Origin of the sequence: Aeromonas sp. BIGb0405 (assembly GCF_024807335.1) — a bacterium.
GTDB lineage: Bacteria > Pseudomonadota > Gammaproteobacteria > Enterobacterales > Aeromonadaceae > Aeromonas > Aeromonas rivuli.
In genome coordinates this window covers 327,768-354,474 of sequence record NZ_JANUEP010000004.1, presented here as the reverse complement: position 1 = coordinate 354,474, position 26,707 = coordinate 327,768, and the positions used below count along the sequence as shown (strand labels likewise).

Genomic DNA, 26,707 nt, shown 5'->3' with positions numbered 1-26,707 from the left:
TACGGTCACAGCGATGTGATTGGCCACAAATGCAGACGCATTTGGCTGGTAGCAAGACCCTGAAGCCCGCTCTCACGAGCGGGCTTTTTTCATGCTTGAAATTCCGGAAGGAATAGATCCTCCATGTTACCTTCTGCTTACTTCCTCTTTTCAAATCATATGTTTACTGGCCGGACATCTAGCGTTAGCACGCAATAGGCTTGTATCTGTCATATAACTCGGTAGAGTGAAGAGATGTGATGTTCGCCTGCTTTTCTGCAGATGGTTTTTCGTATCAGGCGTAACCTGCCCCCCGCTTTTATCAACCTTGAGTCAGTGGTATCGATATGGAACAAGTAAATAAATCTACTTTTAGCGATGTATTGGAATACGTGCGTATGTCTCGTCGTCAGAACAAGCTCAAACGCGAGATCACCGATAACGAGAAAAAAATCCGTGATAACCAGAAGCGAGTACTGTTGCTCGATAACCTAAGTGACTACATCAAGCCGGGCATGAGCATAGATGAAGTTCAGGCCATCATCGCCAACATGCGCACCGACTATGAAGAGCGAGTCGATGACCATATCATCAAGAATGCTGAGCTCTCCAAGGAGCGTAAGGAGCTGAGCTCCAAGCTGAAAGCGATGAGCTCCCAGAAGTAATCCATCCAGGATAGAGATATTGAACACCGGCACATCGCCGGTGTTTTTGCATGAGTACAGCGGGTTAGAACGAGACAATCGACTCCCATTTTGGAGGTCGGCCTGTTACCATCGGCACGAAGCGGTGAATAGTTTTCAAGCCATTGACTTGAAAAGACTAAGCTTGAGTGAAACACAATAAATTGCGTAACCATGGTGGGCAAATATGGGCGCATTACAACGGACGGATCTGGATACAGTGGCACCTCAAGAGTTTCCCGTCCCGCCAGAGGGCGGTCCCAAAAAGCGCAAGCGTCGCTCCTGGTGGCGTTGGCTATTCTGTCTGTTTATCTTGCTCTGCCTGATAGCGGCAGGCCTGCTGATCGCTTACGAGATGAAGACCTCCAAGCTTCAATCACAAGAGATTTCCCGTTATGCGGCCAAGCTGACATATCAGGTCGAGCCAGGGCCGAGCAAACAGATTATCTTCCCGGATGACGGCCCCTTTGATAAACGGTTGGGCTATGTCTTGTTGCCCATGATGCAGGAGCGCTTGCTTCAGCGAGGCTATGAGGTGAGCGCGCAGGTACGCTTCTCCGATGCGCTCTACGACTATGCCAAACGTGGTTTCTTCGTACCATACACCGAGAAGGTACAGGCTGGTCTGACCCTGCATGACTGCCGGGCCGACTCTTTCTACGCGTTCCACTATCCCACTTATTACTACCCCGATTTTGCCGCGATCCCGCCTCTGGTCGTGCAGTCTTTGCTGTTCATCGAGAACCGCGATCTGCTGAGTAATGAGCAGCCTTTGGCGAATCCCGCTGTCGACTGGCCACGCTTTACCAAGGCGGCCGTCTCCCAGCTTGGCAAGGCGCTGGACATGGAAGGGCAGTCGGCGGGTGGCAGCACCCTGGCGACCCAGGTGGAGAAATACCGGCACTCACCCGATGGTTTGACCGTCTCGCCGACTGAGAAGATCCGTCAGATGATTTCAGCCAGCGTAAGGGCTTATCGATTGGGGCCTGAAACCCTGGAAGCGCGCAAACTGGTCGCCTGGGCCTACCTTAACTCTGTCCCCTTGTCGGCGGCCCCTGGTCATGGCGAGGTGCATGGACTGGGTGATGGTCTCTGGGTATGGTTTGGTGCCGATGTGGCCGAGGTGAATCGCCTGCTCGATCCTGCGCGCAATCAGGATGCCTCCCTGGACGATAAAGGGTTGGCACTGCGCCAGGTGGTCTCCTTGATGATCGCCCACCGTCGTCCCTCCTACTACCTCGCTCAGGGGCGTGATGCCCTGTCCGCGCTCACCGACAGCTATCTGCGTCTCTTTGTGCAAGAGGGCATGATCACCCCGGATCTGATGGCGGCTGGCCTTAAGGCCAAGATCAAATACCGGGATTTCTTGCAGTCACCTGCTATTACCAAGGTCAATAACAACAAGGGGTTGCAGGTTGCTCGCACTCGTTTGAGCCGCCAGCTAGGGGTGCAGTTGTACGATCTGGATCGCATGGATTTGACCGCCGAGACCAGCCTCAATATGCCGCTGCAAAAAGAGATCACTGGCTACCTGCATCAGTTGGCCGATCCCGTCTTTGCCGAGAAAGTCGGTTTATTTGGTGAGCGGTTACTCTCGCCGGAGAAGACGGGGGATGTGCGTTACAGCTTTACCCTGTTCGAGAAATCCCAGGATGGCTTCAAGGTTCGGGTACAGACTGACAACACGGATCAACCCTTCGACATCAACGAGGGCAGCAAGCTGGAGCTGGGATCTACCGCCAAGTTGCGGGTGCTGACGACTTATCTGCAGATCGTCGCCGAGCTGCATGACAACTATGTGGATATGCCGGCTGAGAACCTGCGCAAGCTGGATCTCTCCCCCCAGGACAACATCAGCCGCTGGGCAGTCTCCTATCTGGCCTCGGCCAAGGACAAGAGCCTGTCCACCATGCTGGAGGTGGCACTGGATCGCAAATATTCGGCCAGCCCCTATGAAGGCTTCTTCACGGGCGGCGGCATGCACACCTTCAACAACTTCAACAAGTACGATAACAATCGCAATCCATCGATCCGTGACGCGCTGCGAGAGTCCCTCAACCTGCCATTCGTGCGTCTGATGCGTGATCTGGTGCGCTATACCCTCTACAAGGAAGGTAACCGCAATCAGCTGCTCAAGGATGACAAGGATCCGCGCCGCACCGAGTATCTGACCCGGTTTGCCGATAAGGAGGGGCAGACCTATTTGCTGCGCTTCTGGCGTAAATACAATGGCAAGACCCCGACCGAGCAGATCGATACCTTCCTCGATGGGCTCAAACCGAGTGCGAGTCGTTTGGCGGCGGTGCATCGCTATCTCTACCCCGATGCGGATTTACCGACCTTCACCGCCTTCCTGGATGCGCGTCTGCCCAAGGTGCTGCGTAATCAGTTGAGTGAAAAGCGTATCAGCCAGCTCTATGACTCTTATGGTCCAGGTAAGTATTCACTACCGGATCAGGGCTATATCGCGCGGGTACACCCTCTCGAACTCTGGCTGGTCTCCTATCTCAAGGCCTATGAGAAGGCGACGTTCGCCGATGCGGTGCTGGCGAGTCGGGACGAACGTCAGGAGGTCTATAGCTGGTTGTTCAAGACCCGCCATCGCAGTGCCCGCGATACCCGGGTTCGTACCATGCTGGAGGTGGAGGCCTTCCTCGATATTCATCAGCGCTGGGCGAAGGTGGGCTATCCGTTCGATCACCTGGTGCCCTCTCTGGCCACTGCCCTGGGCAGCTCGGGCGACCGGCCAGCGGCTCTGGCCGAGCTGATGGGTATCATTCAGAACGATGGCATCCGGGCACCGACCTTGCGCATCGACCACCTGTCGTTTGCCAAGGGCACGCCGTTCGAGACCGAGTTTGAGCCACTCCATACCCAGGGTGAGCGGGTGCTACCCTCCGAGGTGGCGACAGCCCTGCGAGGTGCGCTCTCCAAAGTGGTGGAAGGCGGCACGGCGCGGCGCATCTCTGGCGCCTTTACCCTGGCCGACGGCACAGTGCTGACCATGGGTGGCAAGACGGGGACAGGGGACAACAGGCTCGAAACCGTGGGACGCTACGGCAACGTCACCAGCTCCCTGGCTCGTAACCGCACGGCTACCTTCGTGTTTTTCATCGGCGATGATCACTTCGGAACCCTGACCGCCTATGTACCTGGCAGTCAGTCAGACAAGTTCCGCTTCACGTCGGCGCTGCCAGTGCAGGTGCTCAAGGGCATGGCACCCTTGCTCACACCTTATCTGGTGCCTGGGACCCAGACCCAGTGTCTGGCGCCGGTTGCGGGTTGAGAACAAGGGAATGCCAGATACGAAAACGGGGCCTGATGGCCCCGTTTTTATAGCGATATCCGTCCATCACTTCCCTTACAACTGGTCTTCTATCTCGCCACGCAGATATTGGTAGATCTCGCGAAATGCCGCAGGCGGCTTGTTATGCTCGCGCTCTTTCTTGGCGTTGCGGATCAACTGGCGCAGCTTCTGGCGATCCAGTTCATGGAACTGGGACATCAGTTCATTGAGAGCCTCGTCCCCTTCGACGATCAAGCGCTCGCGCCACTGCTCCAGGCGGTGCAGGCGAGCATTGATGGTGGAGTGGCGATTCTTGAAGATCGACAGTGCTTCGGTGATGGGCGCTATGTCGCGACTGCGCATCAGTTTACCGATGAACTGCAGGTGACGGCGGTAGGACTCATCCTTCTTGGGCTTGAGTTTACGACCCAGCTCGATGGCTTCCGCCAGCTCTTCGTCCAGTGTGATACGTTCCAGCTCGCTGTGGCTGAGATCGACGAGATCATCACCCATCTGCTGCAGTATCTCGGCCTCACGCTTCAACTGGCTCTTGCTGGGGCCCCAGTCATCCAACTCTTGCTCATCGTTAAAGTGGCTCATTATTCTTCATATCCTGTCATTCGCGTTTGGTCGATATGTTACCAGTTTCTCCCGCTGGGCGCAGGGGTCTGATATGCTTAGCCCCCTTCCTTTCTTCACGCAGACTTGAGTTATGACGCAGCAAGACGAAATCCGCCAGGATCAGGCGCAACTGGAAGCCGTGGTGGCCGAGGCGCTTGAGATTGCCAAAGGGCTGGGCGCCTCCTTGGCGGAGGTCTCTATCAGCAAGCAGACCGGTTTGTCGGTCAATACCCGCGGCTGCGAGCTGGAAAGCATCGAATTCAACAAGGATGGGGCGCTGGGCATCGCCGTCTACCGCAACGGTTGCAAGGGATCCTCCTCGACCACGGATCTGAGCCAGTCCGCGATTCGTGCCGCCGTCGAAGCGGCCATCGAGATTGCCCGCCACACTTCGGCCGATGATTGTGCCGGCCTGGCCGATCCCGAGCTGCTCGCCTGGGATGCCCCGGACTTGCAACTCTGTCACCCCATAGAACTGGATCCCCAGCGTGGCATCGCATTGGCTATCGAGTGCGAGCGGCTCTCCCTGAATCGCGACAGCCGGATCAAGCACTCCGATGGTGCCGGTTTCTCCAGCCACCTCGGTATCAAGGTCTATGGCAACAGTCACGGTTTTGTGAAGGGCTATGCGGCCTCGCGTAACTCCCTGAGCTGCATGCTGATCGGGGAGCAGGATGGCGACATGCAGCGCGATTATGGTTACTCCTCCAGCCGTGACCTTGCCGGGCTATGGAGCCCGCAACGCATCGCCGATGAGGCCGTAGAGCGTACTCTAGCCCGCCTTGGTGCCCGCAAGATAACGACCCGCCATGCTCCTGTGCTCTTCCACCCCGATACCGCAGCCGGTCTGTGGGGGCATCTGGTGATGGCCATCAGCGGCGGCAATCTCTACCGCAAGTCGAGCTTCCTGCAAGGTCGACTGGGTGAACAGATCCTGCCTGCCTGGCTCAGGATCCAGGAGTTCCCCCATCTGCTGGGGGGCTTGGCCAGTTCGCCCTTCGATGGTGAGGGGGTGCGTACCCAGGATCGCGACATCATCCGCGATGGCAGCCTGATGAGCTGGCTGCTCACCTCCTACTCGGCGCGCAAGCTGGGGCTGACCACCACGGGCCACGCCGGTGGCATTCACAACTGGCAGGTGTCAAACACGGGTCAGGATTTCCAGAGCTTGCTCAAGGAGATGGGCACGGGTCTGCTGGTGACCGAGCTGATGGGGCAGGGGGTCAATATCGTCAATGGCGACTACTCCCGTGGCGCGGCTGGGTTCTGGGTCGAGAATGGCGAGATAGCCTACCCGGTCGAGGAGATCACCATCGCGGGCAACCTCAATGACATGTACCGCCAGATAGTGGCAGTCGGTACCGACGAAGATGAACGCTCCAGCCTCAAGACCGGCTCTGTGCTGATCGAGAACATGAAGCTGGCCGGCCACTGAGTCTTTGCCAGCCAAGACAATATAAAAAGGCCCCCTCGCCTGGCGAGGGGGCCTTTTTTATTGGCCAGCATGGGTTTTAGCCGGCGATGCGCTCGATGCGACCACCCAGGGCTTGCAGCTTGTGCTCTATGTCTTCATAGCCACGGTCGATGTGATAGATGCGCTCGACTATGGTGGTGCCTTCGGCGACGAAGCCAGCCAGAACCAGGCTGGCGGAGGCGCGCAGATCGGTGGCCATGACCTGGGCACCCTTGAGCTGCTCGGTGTCACGGCAGATGGCAACGTTACCCTGCAACTCGATATCCGCGCCCATCCGCACCAGCTCGGGCACGTGCATGAAACGGTTCTCGAAGATGGTCTCGGTGACCATGCCGGTGCCCTTGGCGACGGCGTTCAACACGGTAAACTGGGCCTGCATGTCGGTCGGGAAGGCCGGGTAGGGAGCCGTCTTGATGGTGACCGGCTTGAGGGTGCGGCCTGTCATGTCGAGGCTGATCCAGTCTGGGCCCTTCTCGATGAGTGCGCCAGCCTCTTCCAGCTTGACCAGCACAGCTTCCAGCAGGGAGGGGTCCGTCTTGCGGCAGACAACTTTGCCACCGGTGACGGCGGCACCGACCAGGAAGGTACCGGTTTCGATGCGATCCGGCTGGACGCTGTAGGCGCCACCGTGCAGCTTCTCGACCCCGTCGATAGTCAGGGTATCTGTGCCTGCACCCTGTACCTTGGCGCCGAGGGTGTTGAGGAAGTTGGCGAGATCGACCACTTCCGGCTCACGGGCGGCGTTCTCGATCACGGTGCGGCCATCGGCCAGGGCCGCGGCCATCATCAGGTTCTCGGTGCCGGTGACGGAGATCATGTCCATCAGTATGTGGGCACCCTTGAGGCGACCATCGACACGGGCCTTGATGTAACCATCTTCGATGGTGATCTTGGCACCCATCAGCTCCAGGCCATGCACATGCAGGTTGACCGGACGGGCTCCAATGGCGCAACCGCCAGGCAGGGAGACGTCTGCGGCACCGAAGCGGGCGGCCAGGGGGCCGAGGGCCAGTATGGAGGCGCGCATGGTCTTGACCAGCTCATAGGGGGCGACGTGGTTGTTGACGGCACCGGTCAGTACGGTCACGTTACCGTTGACCTTGGTGCTGGCACCCAGCATCTCCAGCAGCTTGAGGGTGGTGCCGACATCTTTGAGGCGAGGCACGTTGGAGAGCTGGATCTCTTCGTCACACAACAAGGTGGCGAACAGGATCGGCAGGGCGGCGTTTTTGGCGCCGGAGATGGTCACTTCGCCGTTGAGAGTACAACGACCATCGATCTTGAATTTGTCCATGTTACTTAAATACCAAATCAGGAGGGCAGGATAAATTTGCGTTCACGGGCCCACTCGGTAGGCGTAAAGGCCTTGATGGAGAGGGCATGAATGGCGTTGGTGGCGATCTTGTCCATCAGCGGGGCGTAGATGGCCTGCTGCTTCTTGACCCGGCTCATGCCGTCGAACATGTCGCCGACGGCGATCACCTGGTAGTGACTGCCATCCCCTTTGACGTGCACTTCGGACAGGGGCAATGCCTCTAGGAGTAGTGCTTCAATTTCAGAGACTTGCATTATGCGTCCTCGGTTTGTTGGGCAATGGGTTGGAAAAGAGCGACGACCCCGTACAGGGTCGCCAGAGTATAGATGTCGGCGGTGGCATTGATCAGCTGTGGTTGGGCGCCCCGGGCCAGTGCGGCCTTGGCCCACTTGACCAGCAGCGCCAGCCCGGCGGAGTCGAGTCGCTCGACCTGGCTGAGGTCCAGACTGTCTTGCTGCCACCACTGATCGCGGCTCTGCCACAGAGTGATGACCTGCTCGGATTGCAGGTCGGCACCGAATGTCATGACTTGAGTACCAGCGGCTTGGCGTTGTGGGCCTGCAGCTGGGCAATCACGGCGTCTATGCCGTTCTGGCGGATCAGGCCACCGAGCTCGCTCTGCTTGGCGGAGAGCAGGCTGATACCTTCGGCCACCATGTCAAACGCCTTCCACTCACCGGTCTTGTTGTTCTTGCGCAGCTTGAATTCGAGGAAGAGATCGGGCTTGCCGCTCTCCTTGACGCTGACGCTGACCGCCGTGATGTTACCGGTCGCGGGCTTGCCCGGTTCAACCTTGACCACCTGCTTGTCAAAATGGGCAAGGGCATCGGCATAGGAGCTCACCATGTATTCGGTGAACACCTGCACGAAGGCATCACGCTGGGCCGGGGTGGTCTCTTTGATCTGGTTGCCGAGCACCTTGTAGGCAGCAAAGCGGGTGTCGATGTAGGGCAGCAGCTCTTCGCGGATGATGACTCTCAGGTGATCCGGATCCTGCTTGATTTGTGCCTGATCGGCCTTCAAGCGGGCGAACGTCTGCTTGGCTGCGGTATCGACCAGAGCATAGGGGTCGCTCGGATAGCTCTCGGCCTGGGCCACCAAGGAGAACAATATGCTGGTCATCAGCCCGATCAGCAGGGTCATTTTCTTCAACATGGTTACTCCTTCTTGGTGTCGTCTTTGCTGTCGGAAGATTGGCTATACAAGAACTTGCCAATCAGATCCTCGAGCACTATGGCGGACTTGGTGTCTTCTATGGTGTCACCATTCTTGAGCATGCCTGTCCCCATCTCCTCGTCGGAGAAACCGGGTGCCAGGCCGATATATTGCTCGCCGAGCAGGCCAGAGGTCAGGATGGAGAGGCTGCTGGTTTCGGAGAACTCTCCGGCACTCTTTTGCATCTCCAGGGTGACAACGGGCACCTGGGTTTTGCTGTCCAGGCTGATGTCACTGACTCGACCGACTACCACGCCGCCCACCTTGATCGGCGAGCGCACTTTCAGGCCGCCGATATTATCGAAATGGGCGCGCAGGGTATAGGTTTCTCCCTCAGGTTTAAAGCTCAAACCGGCGACTTGCAATGCCAACGCCAGAATGGCCGCGATGCCGGCCAGCATGAAGGCGCCAACCAGGAATTCTACTTTGCTGAACTTCATCTTTACCTTATCCAAACATGATTGCGGTGAGTATAAAATCCAGGCCGAGCACGGCCAGGGAGGAGTTGACCACGGTGCGGGTCGTGGCCTGGCTTATCCCAGCCGAGGTGGGTTTGGCATCATAACCGTTAAAGAGCGCAATCCAGGTGACAACCAGGGCGAAGATCACGCTCTTGATGGCGCCCTGCATGATGTCGTCCTGCCAGTCTACCGCGGCCTGCATGGCGGACCAGAAGCCGCCCTCATCGACACCGAGCCAGTCTACCCCGACCAATTTGCCACCCATGATGCCAATCAGGCTGAACATGAAGGCCAGCAGCGGCATGCTGATGACGCCAGCCCAGAAACGGGGGGCGACCACGCGGCGCAGGGGATCTACCGCCATCATCTCGAGGCTGGAGAGCTGCTCGGTCGCCTTCATCAAACCTATCTCGGCGGTGAGTGCTGAACCGGCCCGGCCTGCGAACAGCAGCGCCGTGACCACAGGACCCAGCTCACGGAGCAGGGAGAGGGAGACCAGCGGCCCCAGGCTGCCTTCTGCACCGAAGTCTTTCAGTACGTTGTAACCCTGCAGCGAGAGCACCATGCCGATGAAGAGGCCGGAGACCAGGATGATGGCGACCGACTGCACCCCCACCACATAGAGCTGCTGGATGAGCAGCGGGAAGTGCTTGCGCGGTTGCGGGCGACCGGCCAGGGCGTGAAACAGCATTATGGTCGCCCGTCCCATGGCGGTCAGAGACTGGATCCCGGCTCGCCCCAACTGGGTTATTTGACTTATCAACATCATAGATCCTGTAGCAGTTCGCCAGCCGGGAAATGAAATGGAACCGGACCATCGGGCAGCCCTTGCAGGAACTGTTCGACCTCGGGATTGCGATCCTCCCGCAACTGCTGGGGTGTGCCCTGGGCCACGACCTTGCGATTGGCGATGATATAGGCGTAATCGGCGATGCCCATCACCTCGGTGACATCATGGGTGACGATGACGGAGGTAATGCCAAGGGCATCGTTGAGCTCGCGAATAAGTTTTACCAGCACCCCCATGGTGATGGGATCCTGGCCGACGAAGGGCTCATCGAACATGATGAGGTCCGGATCCAGGGCGATGGCCCTTGCCAGGGCCGCGCGTCTGGCCATGCCCCCCGAGAGCTGGGAGGGCATCAGGGATGCCGCGCCGCGCAGACCGACGGCTTCCAGCTTCATCATGACGATGGTGTGGATCAGCGCCTCGGGCAAGCCGGAGTGCTCACGCAGGGGGAAGGCTACATTGTCGAACACCGTCATGCCGGTGAAGAGGGCACCACTCTGGAACAGCATGCTCATCCGCTTGCGCAGGGTATAGAGTCGGCCGCGCGACAGGCTGGGCACGTCCTCACCGTCAAACAGTATGGTGCCAGCATCGGGTTTGAGTTGACCGCCTATCAGCCGCAGCAGCGTGGTCTTGCCGATCCCGCTTGGCCCCATCACGGCGGTCACCTTGCCACGGGGGATGGTGAGGCTGATGTTGTCGTAGAGCAGGCGATCGCCGTGACTGAAGCTGAGATCGGAGATGGTGATCAGATCGTTGTTCAAACAATTGTCCATCGGGTGCAAATGAAGAGCGAATTTTATGGGCTAGTCTAGGTCTAAGCAACAACAAGGCACAACTATTGAGCAGGCCCGTCCCCTCTGTCGGCGACAGTTTCCGGCCTTTCGCCCCCCATCATGCTCACCAGAAACCATCAGATTCGCTTATCTGGACAGACTTTTTTATAATCCCGCAGCTAATTTCGGCCCGGAGCTCTCCCCATATGTCTATCAAGCCTGAAAACCTGTCTGAAATGTTCGATTTTCGTCGCAGTGCCAAAGCGGTGCTGGACATAGAGAAACAAGCCATCGAGGGCTTGCATCAGTATCTGGACGAGACCTTTGTTCGTGCCTGCCAGCTGATGCTGGGCTGCGGGGGCAAGATAGTCATCACTGGCATGGGCAAGTCCGGCCACATCGGCAACAAGATTGCCGCTACCCTGGCCAGTACGGGTACCCCGGCCTTTTTCCTGCATCCTGGCGAAGCCAGTCATGGGGACCTTGGCATGATCTCGGCAGGGGATCTCATCATCGCCATCTCCAACTCGGGGGAGAGCGACGAGATCCTGGCCCTGCTGCCGGTACTCAAGCGCCGGGGCATACCGCTCATCTGCATGACCGGCAATCCAGCCTCGACCATGGCCAAAGAGGCGAATGTGCATCTCTGCGTCAGGGTCGAGCAAGAGGCCTGCCCCCTGGGATTGGCCCCTACCTCCAGCACCACGGCCACCTTAGTCATGGGAGATGCTCTGGCGGTGGCTCTGCTGGAAGCCCGTGGCTTCACCGCCGATGACTTCGCGCTCTCCCATCCGGGGGGATCCTTGGGCAAGCGCCTGCTGCTGCGGGTTGGCGATCTGATGCATGCCGGAGATCTGTTGCCCCGGGTAGGGATAGATGCCACCATCAGTCAGGCTCTGCTGGAAGTCAGCAGCAAGGGGCTCGGCATGACGGCCGTGGTCGATGGCGACGGCCTGTTGGCCGGCCTGTTTACCGATGGTGACCTGCGCCGCATCCTGGATCTGCGGGTCGATATTCACAGCACGCCTATCGCGCAGGTGATGACGGCCAACTGTGTTACCGTAAGACCAGAGATGATGGCCGCCGAGGCGGTAAAGCTGATGGAAACGAAAAAAATCAATGGCTTGTTGGTAGTTGATGCGGACAAACGACCGCTCGGTGCCTTCAACATGCACGATCTGCTCAAGGCGGGAGTGATTTGATGCAACAGATTGCAACGCCCTATGGCCCAGTGACGGCAGCCCAGTATGAGAAGGCTGCCCGTATACGCCTGCTGGTGTGCGACGTGGACGGCGTGCTCTCCAATGGCCTCATCTATATGGGCAACGATGGCGAAGAGCTCAAGACCTTCTGCACCCGGGACGGGGCAGGCATGAAGGCCTTGATGAAGGCGGGGGTTGAGATTGCCATCATCACCGGCCGCAACTCGCGCATCGTCAGCAACCGGATGGCGAGTCTGGGGGTCAAGCATCTGGTACAGGGGGCGGACACCAAGCTGCCTCACTTTGAGGCGCTATTGGCCAAACTGGGCCTGGAGGCCAACCAGGCCGCTTATATGGGGGATGACACCATAGATCTGCCGGTGATGCAGGCCTGTGGGCTGGGGGTCGCAGTTGCCGATGCTCATCCACTGGTTGCGGCCCGGGCCGATCTGGTCACCCGTTTGGGTGGCGGCATGGGGGCGGTACGCGAGTTGTGCGATCTCATCTTGCAGGCTCAGGGCCATGCCGATGAGCTGGCCGAGGTGTCGGCATGATCAATCGCCAGACCTTGCTGTTTGCAGTGCTCTTCCTGGCTGCCTTGGCCATCTGGCAATTGGGAGACGTGACCCTGGCGCCGCCAGCCGCGACCAAGACAGAACATTATCAGCCGGACTTCATCGCCAAGGATCTGGTGACCACCCGCTTCGACGAGACAGGCAAGCGCAGCGAGCGGCTGGAGTCTGTCTATGCCGAGTATTTTCAGCTGCTCGAGCAGGCTACCTTCGACAAGCCCATCGTCTATCTGTTTGATGACAAGGGTCAGGAAGAGTGGAAGGTGACCGCCGAGACGGGAGTGCTCAACACGGACGACAACGTGATACTGCGCGACAAGGTCCATCTCGATGGCCTCTTGCCCACCTCCTTCATCTCCACCCTGGACACACCCTATCTGGAGCTGGACTTGGTGACCCAGGATGTGAGAAGCAATCGGCAGGTCAACATAGTCGCCAAAGAGTTCCAGACCGAGGGCGTGGGCCTGAAGGGTCATCTGGATCGCAAATATTTCGAATTACTGGATCAAGGTCATGCCATCTATTTCAATGAAAAACGTTAATCTGGCCGTCCTGGCACTGCTGCTGTGCGGCGGCGTCAACGCCAAAGAGTCCGACTTCGCCGAGAAGGTGTATGTGGACGCCGTCAAGCAGATCGCCGAGATGCAGGATAACCGCGTCACTTTCAGTGACGATGTGATCATCACCCAGGGCACCATCAAGATTAAGGCCGACAAGGTCGTGGTGATCCGCTCCGGCGAGAAGGGTGCCGAGGTGATGACCGCCTATGGCAAGCCCGCCACCTTCTTCCAGATCCTCGATAACGGCAAGCCGGTCAATGCGCACGGTGACAGCATCCGCTATGAGCTGAAGAACCGCCTGGTGACCATTACCGGCAACGGTGAACTCAAGCAGGAGGACAGCCAGGTCAACGGCGACCTCATTCGCTATGACATCGTCAAGCAGAAGATGATCGCCGAGAGCAAGGGGGAGACCAATCGCGTCAAGACGGTCTTCCTGCCTGATCAGGTTGAGAACTTCGACAAGCCCGCCGACAAGAAGCAGGACAAATAAACCATGGCCGTGTTGAAAGCAGCAGGGCTGCAGAAGAGCTACAAGAAGCGCATGGTGGTCAGTGATGTCAGCCTGGAAGTGGGCACTGGCCAGATCGTGGGTCTGCTCGGCCCGAACGGTGCGGGCAAGACCACCTCTTTTTACATGATTGTTGGCCTGGTGCAGCGCGATGCGGGCCTTATCACCATCGATGAGCAGGACATCAGCCTGCAGCCCATGCATATCCGTGCCCGCAATGGCATCGGTTACTTGCCGCAAGAAGCGTCCATTTTTCGTCGCCTCTCCGTCTATGACAACCTCATGGGGGTCATGCAGACCCGCAAGGGGCTGAGTCGGGAGGAGCGTGAAGACAAGGTTGAGCAACTGCTGGAAGAGTTCAGCATCACCCACATTCGCGACAACCTGGGCCAGAGCCTGTCCGGTGGCGAGCGACGCCGAGTCGAGATAGCCCGTGCCCTGGCCGCCGAACCGCGCTTCATCCTGCTGGATGAGCCCTTTGCCGGGGTAGATCCCATCTCCGTCATCGACATCAAGAAGATCATCCAGCACCTCAAGGAGCGGGGCCTGGGTGTGCTTATCACCGACCACAACGTGCGGGAGACGCTGGACGTGTGCGAGAAGGCCTATATCGTCAGCCATGGCCAGATGATAGCGGAAGGCACTCCAGCCGAGATCCTGGCCGATGAACAGGTCAAGCGTGTCTATTTGGGCGATCAATTCAGTCTATAGTAAGGGGAAATCACCCTTTGCTGCCTGATGACCGCCTCGCTGAATATAAGGATATCCCGACGTAGATGAAGCCGACACTCCAGTTGCGCCTCGGTCAGCAATTGACCATGACGCCACAGTTACAACAAGCGATTCGTCTGCTCCAGCTCTCCTCATTGGAACTTCAGCAGGAGATCCAGCAAGCCCTCGATAACAACCCCCTGCTCGAGCAAGAAGAGGCCGAGCTGCAGGAGACCCATGCCGAGGTCAAGCAAGACGAGAGTCAGCTCGACAGCAGCGAGGCCATGGCGCAGGAACAGATGCCTGACGAGTTGCCGGTCGACAGCAGCTGGGATGATGTCTACTCGGCCGGTACTGGCCAGAGTGCGGGGCCCGTCTTTGAGGGGGAAGAGAGCGTCTACCAGGGGGAAACCACCGAAAACCTGCAGGACTACCTGCTGTGGCAGATGCGACTCACCCCCTTTAGCGATGTCGATGCCGCCATCGCCCTGGCCATCATCGATGGCATTGATGAGTCCGGTTACCTGACCAGTCCCCTGGAGGATATCCGGCAGGCGGTGAGCAGCGAAGAGGTTGAGGTAGAGCTCGACGAGGTGGAAGCCGTGCTCAAGCGGGTGCAGCATTTCGATCCCGTGGGCATCGCCGCCCGTTCGGTGCAAGAGTGCCTGCTGATCCAGTTGGGTCAGTTCAGCCCCGATCTGCCCTGGCTGGCCGAGGCGCGGGAGGTGATTGGCGAGCACATGGATTTGCTGGGCAATCGTGACTATCGCACCCTGGCGCGCAAGACCCGCCTCAAGGAGGGGGATCTCAAGGAGGTCATCGACCTTATCCAGCAACTCGAGCCCAGACCCGGCAACAGGGTGGTGCAAAGTGACTCCCAGTATGTGATCCCGGATGTGTCCGTCATCAAGCGTCAGAATCGCTGGGTGGTGGAGCTCAATCCGGATTCGGCACCGCGCATTCGGGTCAACGAGACCTATGCGGCCATGGCCCGCCAGGCGCGCACCAGCCAGGATACCCAGTTCATTCGCTCCCATCTGCAAGATGCAAAGTGGTTCATCAAGAGCCTGGAGAGCCGCAATGAGACGCTGCTGAAAGTTGCCACTTGCATCGTGGAGCAGCAGCAGGGGTTCTTTGAATATGGCGAAGAGGCCATGAAACCCATGGTGCTCAACGACATCGCCGAGGCGGTGGAGATGCATGAATCGACTATTTCCCGGGTGACTACCCAGAAGTACATGCATACCCCGCGCGGCATCTTCGAACTGAAGTATTTTTTCTCCAGCCACGTCAATACCGAAGGAGGAGGTGAATGTTCATCGACTGCAATTCGCGCCCTGATCAAGAAGCTGGTGACGGCGGAGAACCCGGCGAAACCGTTAAGTGATAGCAAGATCGCGGATTTGTTGGCCGAACAGGGTATTATGGTGGCACGACGCACGATCGCCAAATACCGTGAATCCTTGTTGATACCACCGTCCAATCAGCGCAAACGCCTGGTTTAGGCAAAACAAAAGGAAGACGTTATGCAAATTAACTTGACCGGACACCACGTAGAGATCACCGAAGCACTACGTGATTATGTGAATAACAAGTTTGCCAGACTCGAGCGTCACTTTGACCAGATCAACAATGTTCACGTGGTGTTGAGCGTAGAAAAACTGAACCAGATTGCCGAAGCCAAGCTACACGTCAGCGGGGGCGAAGTGTTCGCCAACTCACAACATGCAGATATGTATGCTGCGATAGATAGCCTGCTCGACAAACTTGATCGACAGATCATCAAGCACAAAGACAAGCTAAATCAAAAATAACTATGCAACTTGAACACATACTGAGTCGGGACTGCACCAAGAGTGCGGTCCCTTGTACCAGCAAGAAACGCGCCCTGGAAATCATCAGCGAACTGGCCGCCGAGCGGCTGGGAACCTCACGCCAGGCCCTGTTTGAATGTCTGCTTGCCCGTGAAAAGATGGGTAGCACCGGCATAGGTGCCGGGATCGCCATTCCCCACGGTCGTATCGGCGACGAGTTCCCGCCGACGGCCGTCCTGATGACCTTCGCAGAACCCATCCCCTTTGACTCCATCGACAATCAGCCCGTCGATCTGCTGTTTGCGTTGCTGGTGCCGGAGAGTGAGTGCAAGCAGCACCTCAAGACCCTCTCCCTGATGGCATCCAAGCTCGGTGACAAGGCGGTGTGCCGCCAGTTGCGCCAGGCCAGCAGCGATGATGATCTCTACCAGATCATGATCTCCGCCTGATGGGCATCACTCAGCTCTAATCAATCCTTGTTGTGGGAGGGCGCAAGATGCAGCTCATCGTAGTCAGTGGCCGATCCGGGTCGGGCAAGACAGTCGCCCTGCGGGTGCTGGAAGATCTCGGTTATTACTGTGTCGACAACTTGCCGGTCAATTTATTGCCCCAGCTGATCGTGTCGGTACAGAGTCAGTACGACAAGCTGGCGGTCAGCATAGACGTGCGCAATCTGCCCAGCGATCCGGAGCGGCTAGAGACGCTGCTTGCTCAGGTGCGCAACGATGGCAGGGTGCAGTACAGCAGCTTCTTCTTCGATGCCGAGAACAGTACCCTGCTCAAGCGCTATGGCGAGAGCCGCCGCCTGCACCCGCTGTCTCGCAAGCGCCTCTCATTGGACGAGGCGATCCGTGAAGAGACCCATCTGCTGGCGCCTATCTCGGCCAGCGCCGACCTGCGCATCGACACCACAAGCCTCAGCATCCATGACCTGAGCGAGCTCATCAAGACCCGGGTGCTCGGCAAGAAAGAGAACGAACTGGTGCTGGTGTTCGAGTCGTTCGGCTTCAAATATGGCATTCCCAAGGATGCCGACTTCGTGTTCGATGCCCGCTTCCTGCCCAATCCGCACTGGATCCCCGAACTCAAGCCCTTTACCGGCAAGGACGAGCCCGTGGCTCGCTACCTGGCCAGTCAGCCGGACGTGATGCAGTTCACCCTGCAGATAGAGAACATGCTGGCGACCTGGTTGCCAGCCCTGGAGCGCAACAACCGCAGCTACCTCACGGTCGGCATTGGCTGTACCGGTGGCCAGCACAGGTCGGTGTTTATCGCCGAACAGCTGGCCCGCACCTTTGAGGGGCTCGGCAAGAACGTGCAGATCCGCCATCGCACCCTGGACAAACGCGATCCGCAACATTGATGGCCCAACGGGAGGTCAGATGACAGTTTCCGCCTCGGTAGAAGTGAAGAACAAGCTGGGCATGCATGCGCGTCCGGCCATGATGCTGTTCGAGCTGGTACAGGGGTTCGATGCCCATGTGCTGCTGCGTAACGAAGAGGGGGTCGAGGCCGATGCCGATAGCGTCATCGGCATGCTGATGCTGGATTCTGCCCAGGGCAAGCAGGTGGAAGTGCAGGCCGAAGGGCCCCAGGAAGAGGCGGCCCTGGCCGCAGTGGTGGCGCTGTTCACCTCGGGTTTCAACGAGGAGTAGGGCCGGCCACTCCCCTGGTTAGTGGGGCCCGGTGCGTGCCAGCGCCTTGAAACTGGCGAAGTTTTCACAGGCCAGCAGACTCTTGCTGGCCTTCTCGTTCATCAGGCTGATGAAGAGATCGTAGAGGCCCATGGCCTCCTCATAGTCCCCCTTGCTGATGGCCAGCACGAAGATGAGGCTGGCACTCTCGCCGTTGCCCCACTCTATGCCTTGTGGCGCCAGCACCGTATAGACACAAGTGCGCTTGGCCAACAGGCCGAGGGAGTGGGGCAGGGCTATCCCTTCCCCCAGCATGGTGGAGACGATGTGCTCGCGCTCGAACAGAGAGGCGCGAAAACCGGCCTCGACCATCTCTTCCGCTTCCAACTGCTCGCAGACTCGCATCAGTAGCTGACTCTGGCTGATGGCTTCATTGAGAATAAGAAAGTGGCGCTCGCTGAAGTATTTGTCGAGCAGGTAGGGGCGGGTGCGATCGATCAGCACCAGCTTGCCGAGCTGCTCCAGCTGATACTGGGTCGGAAAAGGGTTGACCTGTACCACTGGGATGCCCTTCTCGCTCACCCGTACCGTGCTTATCACGAAATCCTGATCCAGCCTGTCCAGGGCTTCGTAGTCGCGTACCGAATCCAGGCTGGTGAACCTCAGTTGCGGGTATTCACGTCTGATGCTGGCCTCCAGTACCCGGAAGGTGGCATTGCCCGCATCGCAGAGCAGCAGGGCATGGGGGCGACGCTCGTAGCCGATGTCGTAGTGACGCTCCAGCCCGACCCCTATGTGGATCACCAGGTAACCAATCTCGTGGTTGGTGAGCCGGTAAGGGGTCTGCCTGATCCACTCGGAGATGGCGGCAAGGGTGATGTCGTAGGCGAGGGGATAGTGCTGCTTGATGTGCTCGGCCAGCGGGTTGTGACTGCCTATCTGGTATTTGACCCGGAGTAGCATGGTGCTGATGTGGGTGAGCAGATCCCCGCGCAGCTGGGCGTCGTGGCGCAGGTCATAGGGGAAATGCTGATGGATATAATCGAGCAGATGGCTGACGAGCCGTTCACTCTCCGCGGCCATGACCGGATTGAGCAGGGGGTTATCGGCAATGACCCGCGCCTGGATCTGGATGGCCAGACAGGTCAGCTCGCTTGCACCCGGCCGGGTCAGGCTGGGCAGTTGCGCGAAGATGGCTTCGGCCGCCGTCAACATGCTGTCGGTCAAGTCTTCGGTATCGAACTGGGCCAGTTCATGCCCTGCGGCGAGACGCAGCAAGGCGACGGCGCAGTAAATGGTCAGCTGCTGCAGCCCCTCATCGGTCAGTCGCAACTGGTGGTGGCTGAGCTGCTCGTGGATCCGATTGCCGAGCACCTCCAGGGTCTTGCTGGGGCAGAGGGTGGGCAGCAGGCTCTGCAACTGGGTGTTATGGAGCAGCTCCTGATAGAGCAACTGGGTCAGGCAGGCGCGGATCGCCGTCTCCTCGCCCTGGATGCGCATGCCGAGGCGAGCCTTGCTCTCTATGGTCAGCCCGAAGTGAGCCAACCGCTCGCGCACCTCGGCCATGTCCCCCTGCAGTGCCGCCCGGCTCAGATACCAGGTATCGGCCAGGTCTTCCAGCCTGATCCCCTGCTCGGCGCTGAGCAGCATGATCTGCAGATGCAACACCCGCTCCCGGCTGGTGCGTGGCAGGCTCGCCTCCTGCTGGCGGCTGGCAAGCAGCGCATCGAAGAGCGTCTGGTTGTAGATCTTGAGCCGATAACCGGCACCACGCTGATGAATGAGGTGGGCACCGTGGTTGGCGATCAGCTCATTGAGGGTAGAGACATCGGTGCGCACCGTGCGGGTCGAGACCTGCAGCTGGCGCGCGAGCTCCTCCTGGGGCAAGGCTTGATCGCGCAGGGCATCCAGCAACTGGTTCAGGCGGGGAGTGGGAAACTTCATAGGGGTCTGGGTCGCTCCGATCTGGCCATGAGGGGATGAGGGATGGGATCATATCGACAAATCATTCAATAACCCAACCCGACCAGCTGGGTCGGGTTGGGTGTTAACCAGGGGCTATGGCGATATCAAGCCAGCAAGCCCTTGACGGTGGCGAGCAGGGTGCGTACATCCTCGGGGCGGGTCTCGCCACTGGCCTGGTCGATGATGGAGCTGTAGATGTGCGGTATCACCTTGGCGACGCCGGCCTCCAGGGCAATGCGCACTATCTCCTCGAAGTTGTCGAGGTCGATGCCGCCGGTGGGCTCCAGCCAGAAGTCATGGCGGGCGCACGCCTCGGCCACCGCCACATACTCATCCCGGCAGGCGAGACCATTCATGGGGAAGAACTTGACCGAGCTGCCGCCCATGTCTTTGAGCAGGGCGATGGCGGTATCGATGGGCACTATGCCATCGGCCTGCTGCGCGCTGAGGGCGCCGGTGGAGATCTTGACCATGCCGGGGGTGCCGGTCGGGGAGATGAGACCATTGACCAGGCTCTCGCTCTGACCGAGCAGGGCCCGGCTGGCGCCGACCCCGGTGAACACCTGGTTGACGTGTTGGGGCTGCAGCTGGCGGGCCAGCTCGGCCACCATGGCGGACTGGCGGGGATCCCCTGCGCCCAGGCCGATGGAGAGGGCGTTGTCGATAAGCTTGGCGTACTCACTCATGTCGGCGACGGCGGAGGGCACATCCGGGTAGTTCTTGGAGAGCACGCCGACCAGCACATGGCCCTCGGCGGCTTCATAGACATCGACGGCGTTTTGCCTGGAGCCGGCCAGCACGTTGAGGCAGACACGGTCAAGGTAGTAGTTGGGAATAAGGGACATCAGCGGGTCTCCTGGGTTAACTGGGCGATGGCGGTATGGATCTGATCGAGCTGGGCAGGGCTGACGCTGCGCACATCTATCTCGATATGGCCTTCATTGGCCTTGTAGCCGCGACAGTAGATGGCCGGGTTGCCCTGTTGCAGGCGCTGCACCAGCTGGGTCGTACTCATCGGGAGTCTGGCGTGGTCGAAGGCGATGTCGGTGCGGGCGATGTCGCGTCCGGCACTGTCCCACACCGTTTTGGCGCTGACGCCCGGTAGCTGATTGAGCCGCTCGATGAAGGGGGTCATCTTGGCGACCATGGCGGCGCCGCTCTCTTTTTCTTTGACGAGATAGCGTTCGATGGCGTGGGTCAGGCCGAGGATCCCCTCCTTGCCCACCTTCATGGCGCGACCTATGCCGTTGCTCTGCTGCTTGACCCACTCCACATACTGACGCTTGCCGAGCACCAAGCCGCTGGTCGGGCCCTCGATGGCCTTGGCGCCACTGTAGATGACGAGATCGGCGCCGAGTCGATAGTAGAGCTGCAGATCCTCCTCGGCCGCCGCATCGACGATGAGCGGCAACTGGTGAGCCTGGGCCACCTCGACTGCCTCTGCGACCGACAGCATGCTCTTCTGCACGCAGTGGTGAGACTTGATATAGAGGATGGCGGCGGTATTGGGGTTGATGGCGGCGGCCAGTTGGGCGGGGGAGCATTCGTTGGCATAGCCCGCTTCCGTCACCTTGCCGCCGCCCAGATTGATCATGGTGCCGACCGGGGCGCCGAAGTTCACGTTATGGCCCTTGGCCAACACGATTTCGCTTGGCACCTGATGCGGGTGGGCGTGCAGTTGCTCCAGGCGGTAGGGATCGCCGCGCACTATCATGGCGGCCACCGACTGGGCGATGCCTGCGGAGGCGCAGGAGACCACCACGGCGTCTTCCACATCCAGCAGGCGGGCGATATAGGCGCCGCTCTTGTTGACCAGATCCTTCACTTCGAAGTAGTGATCCAGGCCGAAGTTGACCGCCTCGACCACTTCTTGTTCCGGGGTCGAGACCCCGAGAATAGTCATGCGGCCGGAGGCGTTGATCACAGGTTTGAGATCATATTTTTCATAGACGGAAGACATGATGAGATTCCCCATGTTGAGTCAGAGTCAGTTTGCCCGCGACCAGGGCGGCAACAGGCATTAGCTGGTGGTCGCCGCTGCGGTGCTGCGCCTCGGTATCGGCGAACAGGCGCGGCTGGTGGGCCAGCTCGAACAGGGTCAGGTCGGCATCGGCCCCCAGGGTCAAGCGCCCCTTGCCGCGCAGGCGCAGGGCATCGGCGGCGCGGTCGGTGACGCAGGAGATGACCCGCTCCAGGGGCAGGCCGATGGCCAAGAATTTGGACATGACGTGCGCCAGGCTGTAGACGGGGCCCTTGATGCGGTTCTTGCAGTAGATATCCGAGCTGATGGTGTCCGGCAGCACGCCAGCCTGGATGGCTTGCTCCGCCACCTCGAAACTGAAGCTGGCACCGCCGTGGCCGACGTCCATCAGCAGGCCGCGGGTCATGGCGCTGCGCACGGAATGCCTGAGTTCCCCGGCCGGGGTGAGGATGCGATTGGGCTTGCCGTTATAGCAGTGGGTCAGCAGATCCCCGTCGCCGAGCAGGGCGACCAGCTCATCCAGGTCCGGCGGGGTGTTGCCCACATGCACCATGAGCGGCAAGTTGCCGTTGTCGCGCTGGATCTGCTTGGCGATACGCAGGGGGTCCAGACCATTTTCGCCCACCACGCTGCCACTCATCCGAGCCTTGATGCCGACGATGAAGTCCGGGTGACGGCGGATGGCCGCCTGGGCCAGGGCCGGGTCGATGTCTGCGCGGTTGGCCAGCTCATTCTGGCGCAGCAGACCGATACGGGAGATGTTGAGCAGGGCATGAACCCGGGTCTGACAATGGGCTGTCAGGGCCTGGAAGTCATCCACGTCGTCGGCGCCGGTGCTGCCGGCATCGATGACGGTGGTGACGCCGGACTCGACGCCTACCTTGTCCGGCTCATCCTGATAGATGGGGGACCTGGGGTAACAGTGGGTGTGGGAGTCTATCCAGCCAGCGCTGAGATAGAGGTTGCCACCGAGATCCAGCTCGCGGCTGGCGTGGACCTTGTCGAGCTGACCGAGGGCGGCGATCTTGCCAGCCGTGATGGCCACATCGGTCAGGTCGCCGCAAGCCAGGCGTGCTCGTCTGAAGATGATGTCGTACATAGGATGCCTCGCAGGTTCTGTTCGCCACCCCCGGGTGGCGAACAGAAGGGTCAGGAGATGGCGATCGGGAAGAAAGCGCCCAGCAACATGGCGCCGAGTATGGCCCCCCCCGTGATGGGTTTGCCCCAGAGGTAGAAGAGCAGGGCACCAAACAGGGATCCCAGGCCGATGGGGATGGAAGCCCCGATGGCGGAGAGGATGATCAAGGGGCCCAGGAAGCGGCCTGAGCTGTTGCCGGCCCCCATCATCACATCCGCCCCGTAGGTGGAGTCACTCTGGTTCACTGTGAATTTACGGGCCAGTATGATGAGGCCGCCGATGATGACCCCCACGGCCATGCCGGTTGCGAGAGCCGCCCCGAAGTTCTCCACCGGGTACATGATGCCCGCGCCCATCAGCAGCGCCGGGATCCCCAAGCCAACCCCGGTCTGGATGGCGCCACCTATATCGAGTATCCCCACCAGGGAGCCTTCGATGATGCGGGCGAACAGGAAGCTGGCCCCAAAGGCGGCGACAGCACCGTAGACGCCGGTATCAATGCCGGCGCGCAGCATGGAGACGAAGGCCACTTCGTTGAAGGCTCCCACCCCGTAGAGGTAGTACATGTGGGTACCGGCAAAGACACCGGCCGAGAGCAGCCCCACGAAGATGGGGAAGGACCAGTCGGCATACCAGAAGTTGTTTCTCAGTTTCTCATCCATGGGATAGCCCTTATTTGCTGCTAAGCAGGTTATGGACATTATCCAGCCACAGGGGGATACCCATGTGGAAAGACTCAATCAGTTTCATGTCGAAGCCGCGGAAGAATCCGCTCAGCACGAACAGCAGCACGATGGCGGTCATCATCACCCTGGTGACGTGGTTCCAGCCGCTCTCTTCGACCCCTTTACCGATCAGGATGCCGAGTACCAGACCCGGTACGGCGTTACCCATGATGAGCTGGGCCAGGCCCCCAAAGATGGTGGCCCAGAAGCCGGACTTCTTGCCCGCCTCTATGGCTGCCAGCCAGAAGATCACCGGCATGATGGTGTTGACCAGCAGGTTGGCGGCGGGCACCAGCACCTTGACGGCGGTCACCTGCAAGGCTTCGGGGACGGCGGCGGCGGTGCTGTTGAGGAAGGTGACCACGATGGCACCAATGATGCCGCCGGCGATGGCCATCTTCTTGGGATCGTGCAAGGTGGTGGCGAGATCCCGGTTCTTGATCATCAGCACGGCAGTGGCCCAGTGCGGGATGATGCGGTGATCCACGTCCTGGGTGAAGGCGCCGGCCGCCACGGTCGAGGCCCAGGCGTTGAAGAAGAAGCCGAGGCCGAAGGAGAAGTGGGAGGCAGGATCCCCTTCACAGGAGTTGAGCTCTCCCAGGGTACGAAACGCCCCCATGCCCTGTACGGTCGGCGCGTGGAACATGCGGGCCGCTCCGGCCCCGACCCCGACGCCTACCAGGCCACCGATGATCAGCGACTTGATAAAAATGATGAGAAACATGCAATTTATCCTTTGTGAATTGCGTTACACCCGGGTGAAGTCCAGCTGCCGGGTATCGATCGCGTTGATGCTGACCTGGATCTCGAGTTCGACCCGAAATTCGTGTCGCGTCCGTGGCAGGAAGAAGAACAGGAACTTCTCGACCCGAATCGACTCTTCCGCCTTGAGCACCTTGACCGCGAGGGGTTCAACCCGCAGCAGCACCTGCTCTGTCTCCTTGAGCAGATTCTGTTGCACCTTGCTGAGGGCCGCGGCAAAGGCTTGTTGCCGGGTGGCCCCCTTGCCGCTCACGACCACCTGGCTGGTGAACTGGTGCTGCATCAGGCGCGACCGTGTTTCTTGGCGAAGGCTTCAATCAGCTTCTGACCCAGCTCTTCCTTGTCCATGAAACCAAAGCCCAGCACCACACAGCCATCATTGATGGCGGTGACCCCCTCTTCGACGGAGCGCATGCCATAGCGGCACTTGTAGCCGTATTTGGTCTGGGCCGTGATGGCGCCAGCGCCGCCGCTGCCGCAGAAGGAGATGCCCAGATCCGCCTGCTCCTTGTGCATCACATCACCGAGCTTCATGTCCGCGGCCATACCGGGGATGACAGTGACCTCTGCCCCGGCCGCACTGGCACCGGCGCCGACTTTCTGGCCCTTGCCGAGACGATCTCCAATCACGAGTTTGATGGCTGACATTTAGTTATCTCCTGTGGTTACTGGTCGAGCAGCTGAGCTGAGTTCGTTTTCTTTGGCCACTTCGAAGTGGACAGACAACAGATGGGCTTCTTCATAGGCCAGATTATCCAGCCAGGCGACGACCTGTTCGGCCAGTCGCAGGGACAGGGGGGAGATCTCGTCAAACAGGGAGAGATCAACCTCCGGCAGTGCTTCACCACTGTATGAGCGCCACACCATGGCCTTGACGTGGGAGGCGAGCATCTGCTGCTGGACGTCATTGGGGACTATGCCGCGCTCGGCGAGCAGGGGATAGATTCTGGCCAGGGTATCGGTACTCTTGCGCCCTATTTGTGGGCTGTCCGGGGTGAGGTTGTGGCTACTTGCTTGCAAAGTCTTCTCTCCTGATGACAACGAGATGGTGACGACGAGACATGGGCTTACCCTATGCCTCCCCGGAATGGACAGGGAGGCAGGCTTTTTCCACAAGCAAATGGAAATTCGCCATCATCGGCGTTGAGGGGAGGGTTTTCTTGAACTGGATCCGGGGAATGGGCGTCAAGGGGCCCGAGGATGTGAGCCGCCTCACACCCCGGTGGCGCAAGCCGTGGCGAAGCCGGGTGCAGGAAGTGTGACCCTGTTCACATCAGGGAAGGAGGACGGCGAGGGCATGGAGGTGAAGGAGCGGACGGTATGAGTCCCGTCCGCCGCAGGGCAAGTGTCAGCTGGCGCTGGCTGCGCTGGTGCTGCCTTGCTGGTTCTGGTAGCGCAGGTCTTCTTCTATGGTGACCGTCAGTTCGAGGGGCTTGCCGTCGCGGATCACCGAGATCTTCATCTGGGCGCCGGGTCGGCTCTCGACAATTTTATCCATGGCGGCACGGACGCCGCTGATGGCCTCGCCGTTGATCTTGAGCAGCACGTCACCGCGCTGAATGCCCCCTTTGGCAGCAGGGCCGGCAGGGTCCAGGCTTTCGACCACCAGGCCGCGGAGATCGCCAAGGTTCATCATGCGCGCGACGATGGGATTGATTTCGACGCTGGAGATGCCGAGGTAGCCACGGATGACCCGGCCATTGCTGATCAATTCGTCCATGATGCGCTTGGCAAGGCGATAGGGGATGGCGAAGCTGATGCCATAGCTCTCCTGGTTGCCACTCAGGTGATAGGCGGCGGTGTTGATACCGACCAGATTGCCATTGGCGTTGACCAGGGCCCCCCCCGAGTTGCCCTCGTTGATGGCGGCATCGGTCTGCAGCAGATCCTGGCGGCCATTGCTGTCGGGCCCCATGCTGGAGAGGCCGAGGCGACCGGTGGCACTGATGATGCCCTGGGTGATGGTCTGGCCGACGTTATAGGGATTGCCGATGGCGAGCACCACGTCCCCGACGTCCGGGCGCAGATCGGGATCCTGGGGGATCACCGGCAGGTTGTCTGATTCGATATAGAGCACGGCGAGATCGGTGAGCTTGTCGGTACCGACCAGCTCGGCGCTGAACACCCGGCCATCTTGCAGCGCGACAATGATCTGGTCCGCATCGGCGATGACATGGTAGTTGGTCAGCACATGGCCACGGGGATTCATGATGACCCCGGAACCCAGCCCCTGAGGCCTGAGCTCGGCCTTCTCGCCACGATTGCCAGCGAAACTGCGGGTGTAGATGTTGACCACGGCAGGACCTGCGCGGTGGGCGGCATAGGAGAAGCTCATCTCCCGATTGTTACTGATGAGGTCGGGCAGCAGGGCACCGCCTCTGAGGCTGGGGAAGAACAACAGCAATAGGGCCGCGACCGTGAGGCCAAAGGCGACTGACTTGCCCAAGTAACTGATCAGAGGTGGGATTTTCATTTCATTCTCATTGCGGCTCGCTGCCAGCAGAGAATAACACTAACGGTGCATAAAAATCA

Annotated in this window: 31 protein-coding genes; 13 read left to right on the top strand and 18 right to left on the bottom strand. The window is 59.5% G+C overall.

All coding sequences use genetic code 11. The features are described 5' to 3' along the window. Positions 1–326 precede the first annotated feature (326 nt). Together tmaR and M2366_RS12945 are read left to right on the top strand one after the other, a co-directional pair. On the top strand, positions 327–644 hold the full coding sequence (tmaR, locus tag M2366_RS12950; protein ID WP_042041924.1) for a PTS system regulator TmaR: 318 nt from the start codon (positions 327–329) through the stop codon (positions 642–644). Between the two features lie 205 nt (positions 645–849). Further along, on the top strand, positions 850–3,948 hold the full coding sequence (locus tag M2366_RS12945; protein WP_042041923.1) for a transglycosylase domain-containing protein: 3,099 nt from the start codon (positions 850–852) through the stop codon (positions 3,946–3,948). Between the two features lie 75 nt (positions 3,949–4,023). Here M2366_RS12945 and yjgA read toward each other — a convergent pair whose 3' ends face one another. Beyond that, positions 4,024–4,548: a ribosome biogenesis factor YjgA gene (yjgA, locus tag M2366_RS12940; RefSeq protein WP_042041922.1), complete on the bottom strand. Its 525-nt coding sequence runs from the start codon at positions 4,546–4,548 to the stop codon at positions 4,024–4,026. Between the two features lie 112 nt (positions 4,549–4,660). Here yjgA and pmbA point away from each other — a divergent pair, with 112 nt between their 5' ends. Continuing rightward, complete coding sequence (pmbA, locus tag M2366_RS12935; protein WP_042041921.1) at positions 4,661–6,004, top strand: metalloprotease PmbA; 1,344 nt, start codon at positions 4,661–4,663, stop codon at positions 6,002–6,004. 76 nt (positions 6,005–6,080) lie between these two features. Here pmbA and murA read toward each other — a convergent pair whose 3' ends face one another. From murA to mlaF, 7 genes are read right to left on the bottom strand one after another with little or no spacing between them, the layout of a single operon-like run. Next, on the bottom strand, positions 6,081–7,337 hold the full coding sequence (gene murA / locus M2366_RS12930) for a UDP-N-acetylglucosamine 1-carboxyvinyltransferase (protein WP_042041919.1): 1,257 nt from the start codon (positions 7,335–7,337) through the stop codon (positions 6,081–6,083). Between the two features lie 17 nt (positions 7,338–7,354). Next, positions 7,355–7,612 carry a BolA family iron metabolism protein IbaG gene (ibaG, locus tag M2366_RS12925; protein ID WP_005891007.1) on the bottom strand — a complete coding sequence of 86 codons (258 nt, stop codon included), beginning with the start codon at positions 7,610–7,612 and terminating at the stop codon, positions 7,355–7,357. Then, a complete protein-coding gene (locus tag M2366_RS12920; protein WP_042041917.1) occupies positions 7,612–7,884 on the bottom strand; it encodes a lipid asymmetry maintenance protein MlaB in 273 nt (90 codons plus the stop codon). The genes ibaG and M2366_RS12920 overlap by 1 nt, the downstream gene beginning before the upstream one ends. Beyond that, positions 7,881–8,513, bottom strand: coding sequence for a phospholipid-binding protein MlaC (gene mlaC, locus M2366_RS12915; RefSeq protein ID WP_042041916.1), 633 nt, complete (start codon positions 8,511–8,513; stop codon positions 7,881–7,883). Before mlaC ends, M2366_RS12920 begins: the two co-directional genes overlap by 4 nt. Positions 8,514–8,515: 2 nt before the next feature. Further along, the gene (gene mlaD / locus M2366_RS12910; RefSeq protein ID WP_042041915.1) at positions 8,516–9,013 is read right to left on the bottom strand and encodes an outer membrane lipid asymmetry maintenance protein MlaD; all 498 of its coding nucleotides are present in this window, start codon (positions 9,011–9,013) and stop codon (positions 8,516–8,518) included. A 7-nt stretch (positions 9,014–9,020) separates the two neighbouring features. After that, entirely contained in the window at positions 9,021–9,800 is a 780-nt protein-coding gene (gene mlaE, locus M2366_RS12905; protein ID WP_042041914.1) for a lipid asymmetry maintenance ABC transporter permease subunit MlaE, read from the bottom strand. Next, a complete protein-coding gene (gene mlaF / locus M2366_RS12900; protein WP_042041913.1) occupies positions 9,800–10,600 on the bottom strand; it encodes a phospholipid ABC transporter ATP-binding protein MlaF in 801 nt (266 codons plus the stop codon). Before mlaF ends, mlaE begins: the two co-directional genes overlap by 1 nt. Positions 10,601–10,806: 206 nt before the next feature. Here mlaF and M2366_RS12895 point away from each other — a divergent pair, with 206 nt between their 5' ends. The 10 genes from M2366_RS12895 (at position 10,807) to npr (ending at position 17,625) form a co-directional block, all read left to right on the top strand. After that, entirely contained in the window at positions 10,807–11,802 is a 996-nt protein-coding gene (locus M2366_RS12895) for a KpsF/GutQ family sugar-phosphate isomerase (protein WP_042041912.1), read from the top strand. Next, positions 11,802–12,356 carry a 3-deoxy-manno-octulosonate-8-phosphatase KdsC gene (gene kdsC, locus M2366_RS12890; RefSeq protein ID WP_259269886.1) on the top strand — a complete coding sequence of 185 codons (555 nt, stop codon included), beginning with the start codon at positions 11,802–11,804 and terminating at the stop codon, positions 12,354–12,356. Before M2366_RS12895 ends, kdsC begins: the two co-directional genes overlap by 1 nt. Further along, positions 12,356–12,916, top strand: coding sequence for an LPS export ABC transporter periplasmic protein LptC (gene lptC, locus M2366_RS12885; protein ID WP_042041962.1), 561 nt, complete (start codon positions 12,356–12,358; stop codon positions 12,914–12,916). Before kdsC ends, lptC begins: the two co-directional genes overlap by 1 nt. Further along, positions 12,903–13,427, top strand: a complete 525-nt coding sequence (gene lptA, locus M2366_RS12880; protein WP_042041910.1) for a lipopolysaccharide transport periplasmic protein LptA — start codon at positions 12,903–12,905, stop codon at positions 13,425–13,427. Before lptC ends, lptA begins: the two co-directional genes overlap by 14 nt. A 3-nt stretch (positions 13,428–13,430) precedes the next feature. Continuing rightward, complete coding sequence (gene lptB, locus M2366_RS12875; RefSeq protein ID WP_042041909.1) at positions 13,431–14,156, top strand: LPS export ABC transporter ATP-binding protein; 726 nt, start codon at positions 13,431–13,433, stop codon at positions 14,154–14,156. A 65-nt stretch (positions 14,157–14,221) separates the two neighbouring features. Continuing rightward, a complete protein-coding gene (locus M2366_RS12870; RefSeq protein WP_224431890.1) occupies positions 14,222–15,661 on the top strand; it encodes an RNA polymerase factor sigma-54 in 1,440 nt (479 codons plus the stop codon). 21 nt (positions 15,662–15,682) lie between these two features. Further along, positions 15,683–15,970: a ribosome hibernation promoting factor gene (gene hpf, locus M2366_RS12865; protein ID WP_042041907.1), complete on the top strand. Its 288-nt coding sequence runs from the start codon at positions 15,683–15,685 to the stop codon at positions 15,968–15,970. Between the two features lie 2 nt (positions 15,971–15,972). Beyond that, on the top strand, positions 15,973–16,419 hold the full coding sequence (gene ptsN, locus M2366_RS12860) for a PTS IIA-like nitrogen regulatory protein PtsN (RefSeq protein ID WP_042041906.1): 447 nt from the start codon (positions 15,973–15,975) through the stop codon (positions 16,417–16,419). A 47-nt stretch (positions 16,420–16,466) separates the two neighbouring features. Then, positions 16,467–17,333: an RNase adapter RapZ gene (rapZ, locus tag M2366_RS12855; RefSeq protein ID WP_224431891.1), complete on the top strand. Its 867-nt coding sequence runs from the start codon at positions 16,467–16,469 to the stop codon at positions 17,331–17,333. Positions 17,334–17,352: 19 nt separating this feature from the next. Beyond that, the gene (gene npr, locus M2366_RS12850; protein ID WP_005891045.1) at positions 17,353–17,625 is read left to right on the top strand and encodes a PTS phosphocarrier protein NPr; all 273 of its coding nucleotides are present in this window, start codon (positions 17,353–17,355) and stop codon (positions 17,623–17,625) included. A gap of 18 nt (positions 17,626–17,643) precedes the next feature. Here npr and M2366_RS12845 read toward each other — a convergent pair whose 3' ends face one another. The 10 genes from M2366_RS12845 to degS all read right to left on the bottom strand — a co-directional run bounded on the left by M2366_RS12845 (position 17,644) and on the right by degS (position 26,648). Next, positions 17,644–19,548, bottom strand: coding sequence for a transcription antiterminator (locus M2366_RS12845; protein WP_259269885.1), 1,905 nt, complete (start codon positions 19,546–19,548; stop codon positions 17,644–17,646). Positions 19,549–19,673: 125 nt separating this feature from the next. Next, positions 19,674–20,414 (bottom strand): 2-dehydro-3-deoxy-phosphogluconate aldolase, encoded by a 741-nt coding sequence (locus tag M2366_RS12840; protein ID WP_259269884.1) that lies wholly within the window; start codon positions 20,412–20,414, stop codon positions 19,674–19,676. Then, a complete protein-coding gene (locus M2366_RS12835; RefSeq protein ID WP_259269883.1) occupies positions 20,414–21,529 on the bottom strand; it encodes a DgaE family pyridoxal phosphate-dependent ammonia lyase in 1,116 nt (371 codons plus the stop codon). The genes M2366_RS12840 and M2366_RS12835 overlap by 1 nt, the downstream gene beginning before the upstream one ends. Then, complete coding sequence (locus tag M2366_RS12830; protein ID WP_259269882.1) at positions 21,513–22,649, bottom strand: amidohydrolase/deacetylase family metallohydrolase; 1,137 nt, start codon at positions 22,647–22,649, stop codon at positions 21,513–21,515. The genes M2366_RS12835 and M2366_RS12830 overlap by 17 nt, the downstream gene beginning before the upstream one ends. A 50-nt stretch (positions 22,650–22,699) precedes the next feature. Next, positions 22,700–23,350, bottom strand: a complete 651-nt coding sequence (locus M2366_RS12825; RefSeq protein ID WP_042041900.1) for a DUF4310 family protein — start codon at positions 23,348–23,350, stop codon at positions 22,700–22,702. 10 nt (positions 23,351–23,360) lie between these two features. Beyond that, on the bottom strand, positions 23,361–24,137 hold the full coding sequence (locus tag M2366_RS12820; RefSeq protein ID WP_042041899.1) for a DUF4311 domain-containing protein: 777 nt from the start codon (positions 24,135–24,137) through the stop codon (positions 23,361–23,363). A gap of 24 nt (positions 24,138–24,161) precedes the next feature. Continuing rightward, the gene (locus M2366_RS12815; protein WP_042041898.1) at positions 24,162–24,458 is read right to left on the bottom strand and encodes a DUF4312 family protein; all 297 of its coding nucleotides are present in this window, start codon (positions 24,456–24,458) and stop codon (positions 24,162–24,164) included. After that, positions 24,458–24,823: a glycine-rich SFCGS family protein gene (locus tag M2366_RS12810; protein ID WP_259269881.1), complete on the bottom strand. Its 366-nt coding sequence runs from the start codon at positions 24,821–24,823 to the stop codon at positions 24,458–24,460. The genes M2366_RS12815 and M2366_RS12810 overlap by 1 nt, the downstream gene beginning before the upstream one ends. Then, on the bottom strand, positions 24,824–25,195 hold the full coding sequence (locus M2366_RS12805) for a transcriptional regulator (protein WP_042041897.1): 372 nt from the start codon (positions 25,193–25,195) through the stop codon (positions 24,824–24,826). It abuts the gene before it with no gap. Positions 25,196–25,523: 328 nt separating this feature from the next. Beyond that, positions 25,524–26,648, bottom strand: a complete 1,125-nt coding sequence (gene degS / locus M2366_RS12800; protein WP_042041896.1) for an outer membrane-stress sensor serine endopeptidase DegS — start codon at positions 26,646–26,648, stop codon at positions 25,524–25,526. Between the last annotated feature and the right edge of the window lie 59 nt (positions 26,649–26,707).

Bases quoted from the DNA above. Each gene is read 5' to 3' on its own strand.
- tmaR (WP_042041924.1), top strand. From the start codon at position 327: ATGGAACAAGTAAATAAATCTACTTTTAGCGATGTATTGGAATACGTG.
- M2366_RS12945 (WP_042041923.1), top strand. From the start codon at position 850: ATGGGCGCATTACAACGGACGGATCTGGATACAGTGGCACCTCAAGAG.
- yjgA (WP_042041922.1), bottom strand. From the start codon at position 4,548: ATGAGCCACTTTAACGATGAGCAAGAGTTGGATGACTGGGGCCCCAGC.
- pmbA (WP_042041921.1), top strand. From the start codon at position 4,661: ATGACGCAGCAAGACGAAATCCGCCAGGATCAGGCGCAACTGGAAGCC.
- murA (WP_042041919.1), bottom strand. From the start codon at position 7,337: ATGGACAAATTCAAGATCGATGGTCGTTGTACTCTCAACGGCGAAGTG.
- ibaG (WP_005891007.1), bottom strand. From the start codon at position 7,612: ATGCAAGTCTCTGAAATTGAAGCACTACTCCTAGAGGCATTGCCCCTG.
- M2366_RS12920 (WP_042041917.1), bottom strand. From the start codon at position 7,884: ATGACATTCGGTGCCGACCTGCAATCCGAGCAGGTCATCACTCTGTGG.
- mlaC (WP_042041916.1), bottom strand. From the start codon at position 8,513: ATGTTGAAGAAAATGACCCTGCTGATCGGGCTGATGACCAGCATATTG.
- mlaD (WP_042041915.1), bottom strand. From the start codon at position 9,013: ATGAAGTTCAGCAAAGTAGAATTCCTGGTTGGCGCCTTCATGCTGGCC.
- mlaE (WP_042041914.1), bottom strand. From the start codon at position 9,800: ATGTTGATAAGTCAAATAACCCAGTTGGGGCGAGCCGGGATCCAGTCT.
- mlaF (WP_042041913.1), bottom strand. From the start codon at position 10,600: ATGGACAATTGTTTGAACAACGATCTGATCACCATCTCCGATCTCAGC.
- M2366_RS12895 (WP_042041912.1), top strand. From the start codon at position 10,807: ATGTCTATCAAGCCTGAAAACCTGTCTGAAATGTTCGATTTTCGTCGC.
- kdsC (WP_259269886.1), top strand. From the start codon at position 11,802: ATGCAACAGATTGCAACGCCCTATGGCCCAGTGACGGCAGCCCAGTAT.
- lptA (WP_042041910.1), top strand. From the start codon at position 12,903: ATGAAAAACGTTAATCTGGCCGTCCTGGCACTGCTGCTGTGCGGCGGC.
- lptB (WP_042041909.1), top strand. From the start codon at position 13,431: ATGGCCGTGTTGAAAGCAGCAGGGCTGCAGAAGAGCTACAAGAAGCGC.
- M2366_RS12870 (WP_224431890.1), top strand. From the start codon at position 14,222: ATGAAGCCGACACTCCAGTTGCGCCTCGGTCAGCAATTGACCATGACG.
- hpf (WP_042041907.1), top strand. From the start codon at position 15,683: ATGCAAATTAACTTGACCGGACACCACGTAGAGATCACCGAAGCACTA.
- ptsN (WP_042041906.1), top strand. From the start codon at position 15,973: ATGCAACTTGAACACATACTGAGTCGGGACTGCACCAAGAGTGCGGTC.
- rapZ (WP_224431891.1), top strand. From the start codon at position 16,467: ATGCAGCTCATCGTAGTCAGTGGCCGATCCGGGTCGGGCAAGACAGTC.
- npr (WP_005891045.1), top strand. From the start codon at position 17,353: ATGACAGTTTCCGCCTCGGTAGAAGTGAAGAACAAGCTGGGCATGCAT.
- M2366_RS12845 (WP_259269885.1), bottom strand. From the start codon at position 19,548: ATGAAGTTTCCCACTCCCCGCCTGAACCAGTTGCTGGATGCCCTGCGC.
- M2366_RS12840 (WP_259269884.1), bottom strand. From the start codon at position 20,414: ATGTCCCTTATTCCCAACTACTACCTTGACCGTGTCTGCCTCAACGTG.
- M2366_RS12835 (WP_259269883.1), bottom strand. From the start codon at position 21,529: ATGTCTTCCGTCTATGAAAAATATGATCTCAAACCTGTGATCAACGCC.
- M2366_RS12830 (WP_259269882.1), bottom strand. From the start codon at position 22,649: ATGTACGACATCATCTTCAGACGAGCACGCCTGGCTTGCGGCGACCTG.
- M2366_RS12825 (WP_042041900.1), bottom strand. From the start codon at position 23,350: ATGGATGAGAAACTGAGAAACAACTTCTGGTATGCCGACTGGTCCTTC.
- M2366_RS12820 (WP_042041899.1), bottom strand. From the start codon at position 24,137: ATGTTTCTCATCATTTTTATCAAGTCGCTGATCATCGGTGGCCTGGTA.
- M2366_RS12815 (WP_042041898.1), bottom strand. From the start codon at position 24,458: ATGCAGCACCAGTTCACCAGCCAGGTGGTCGTGAGCGGCAAGGGGGCC.
- M2366_RS12810 (WP_259269881.1), bottom strand. From the start codon at position 24,823: ATGTCAGCCATCAAACTCGTGATTGGAGATCGTCTCGGCAAGGGCCAG.
- degS (WP_042041896.1), bottom strand. From the start codon at position 26,648: ATGAAAATCCCACCTCTGATCAGTTACTTGGGCAAGTCAGTCGCCTTT.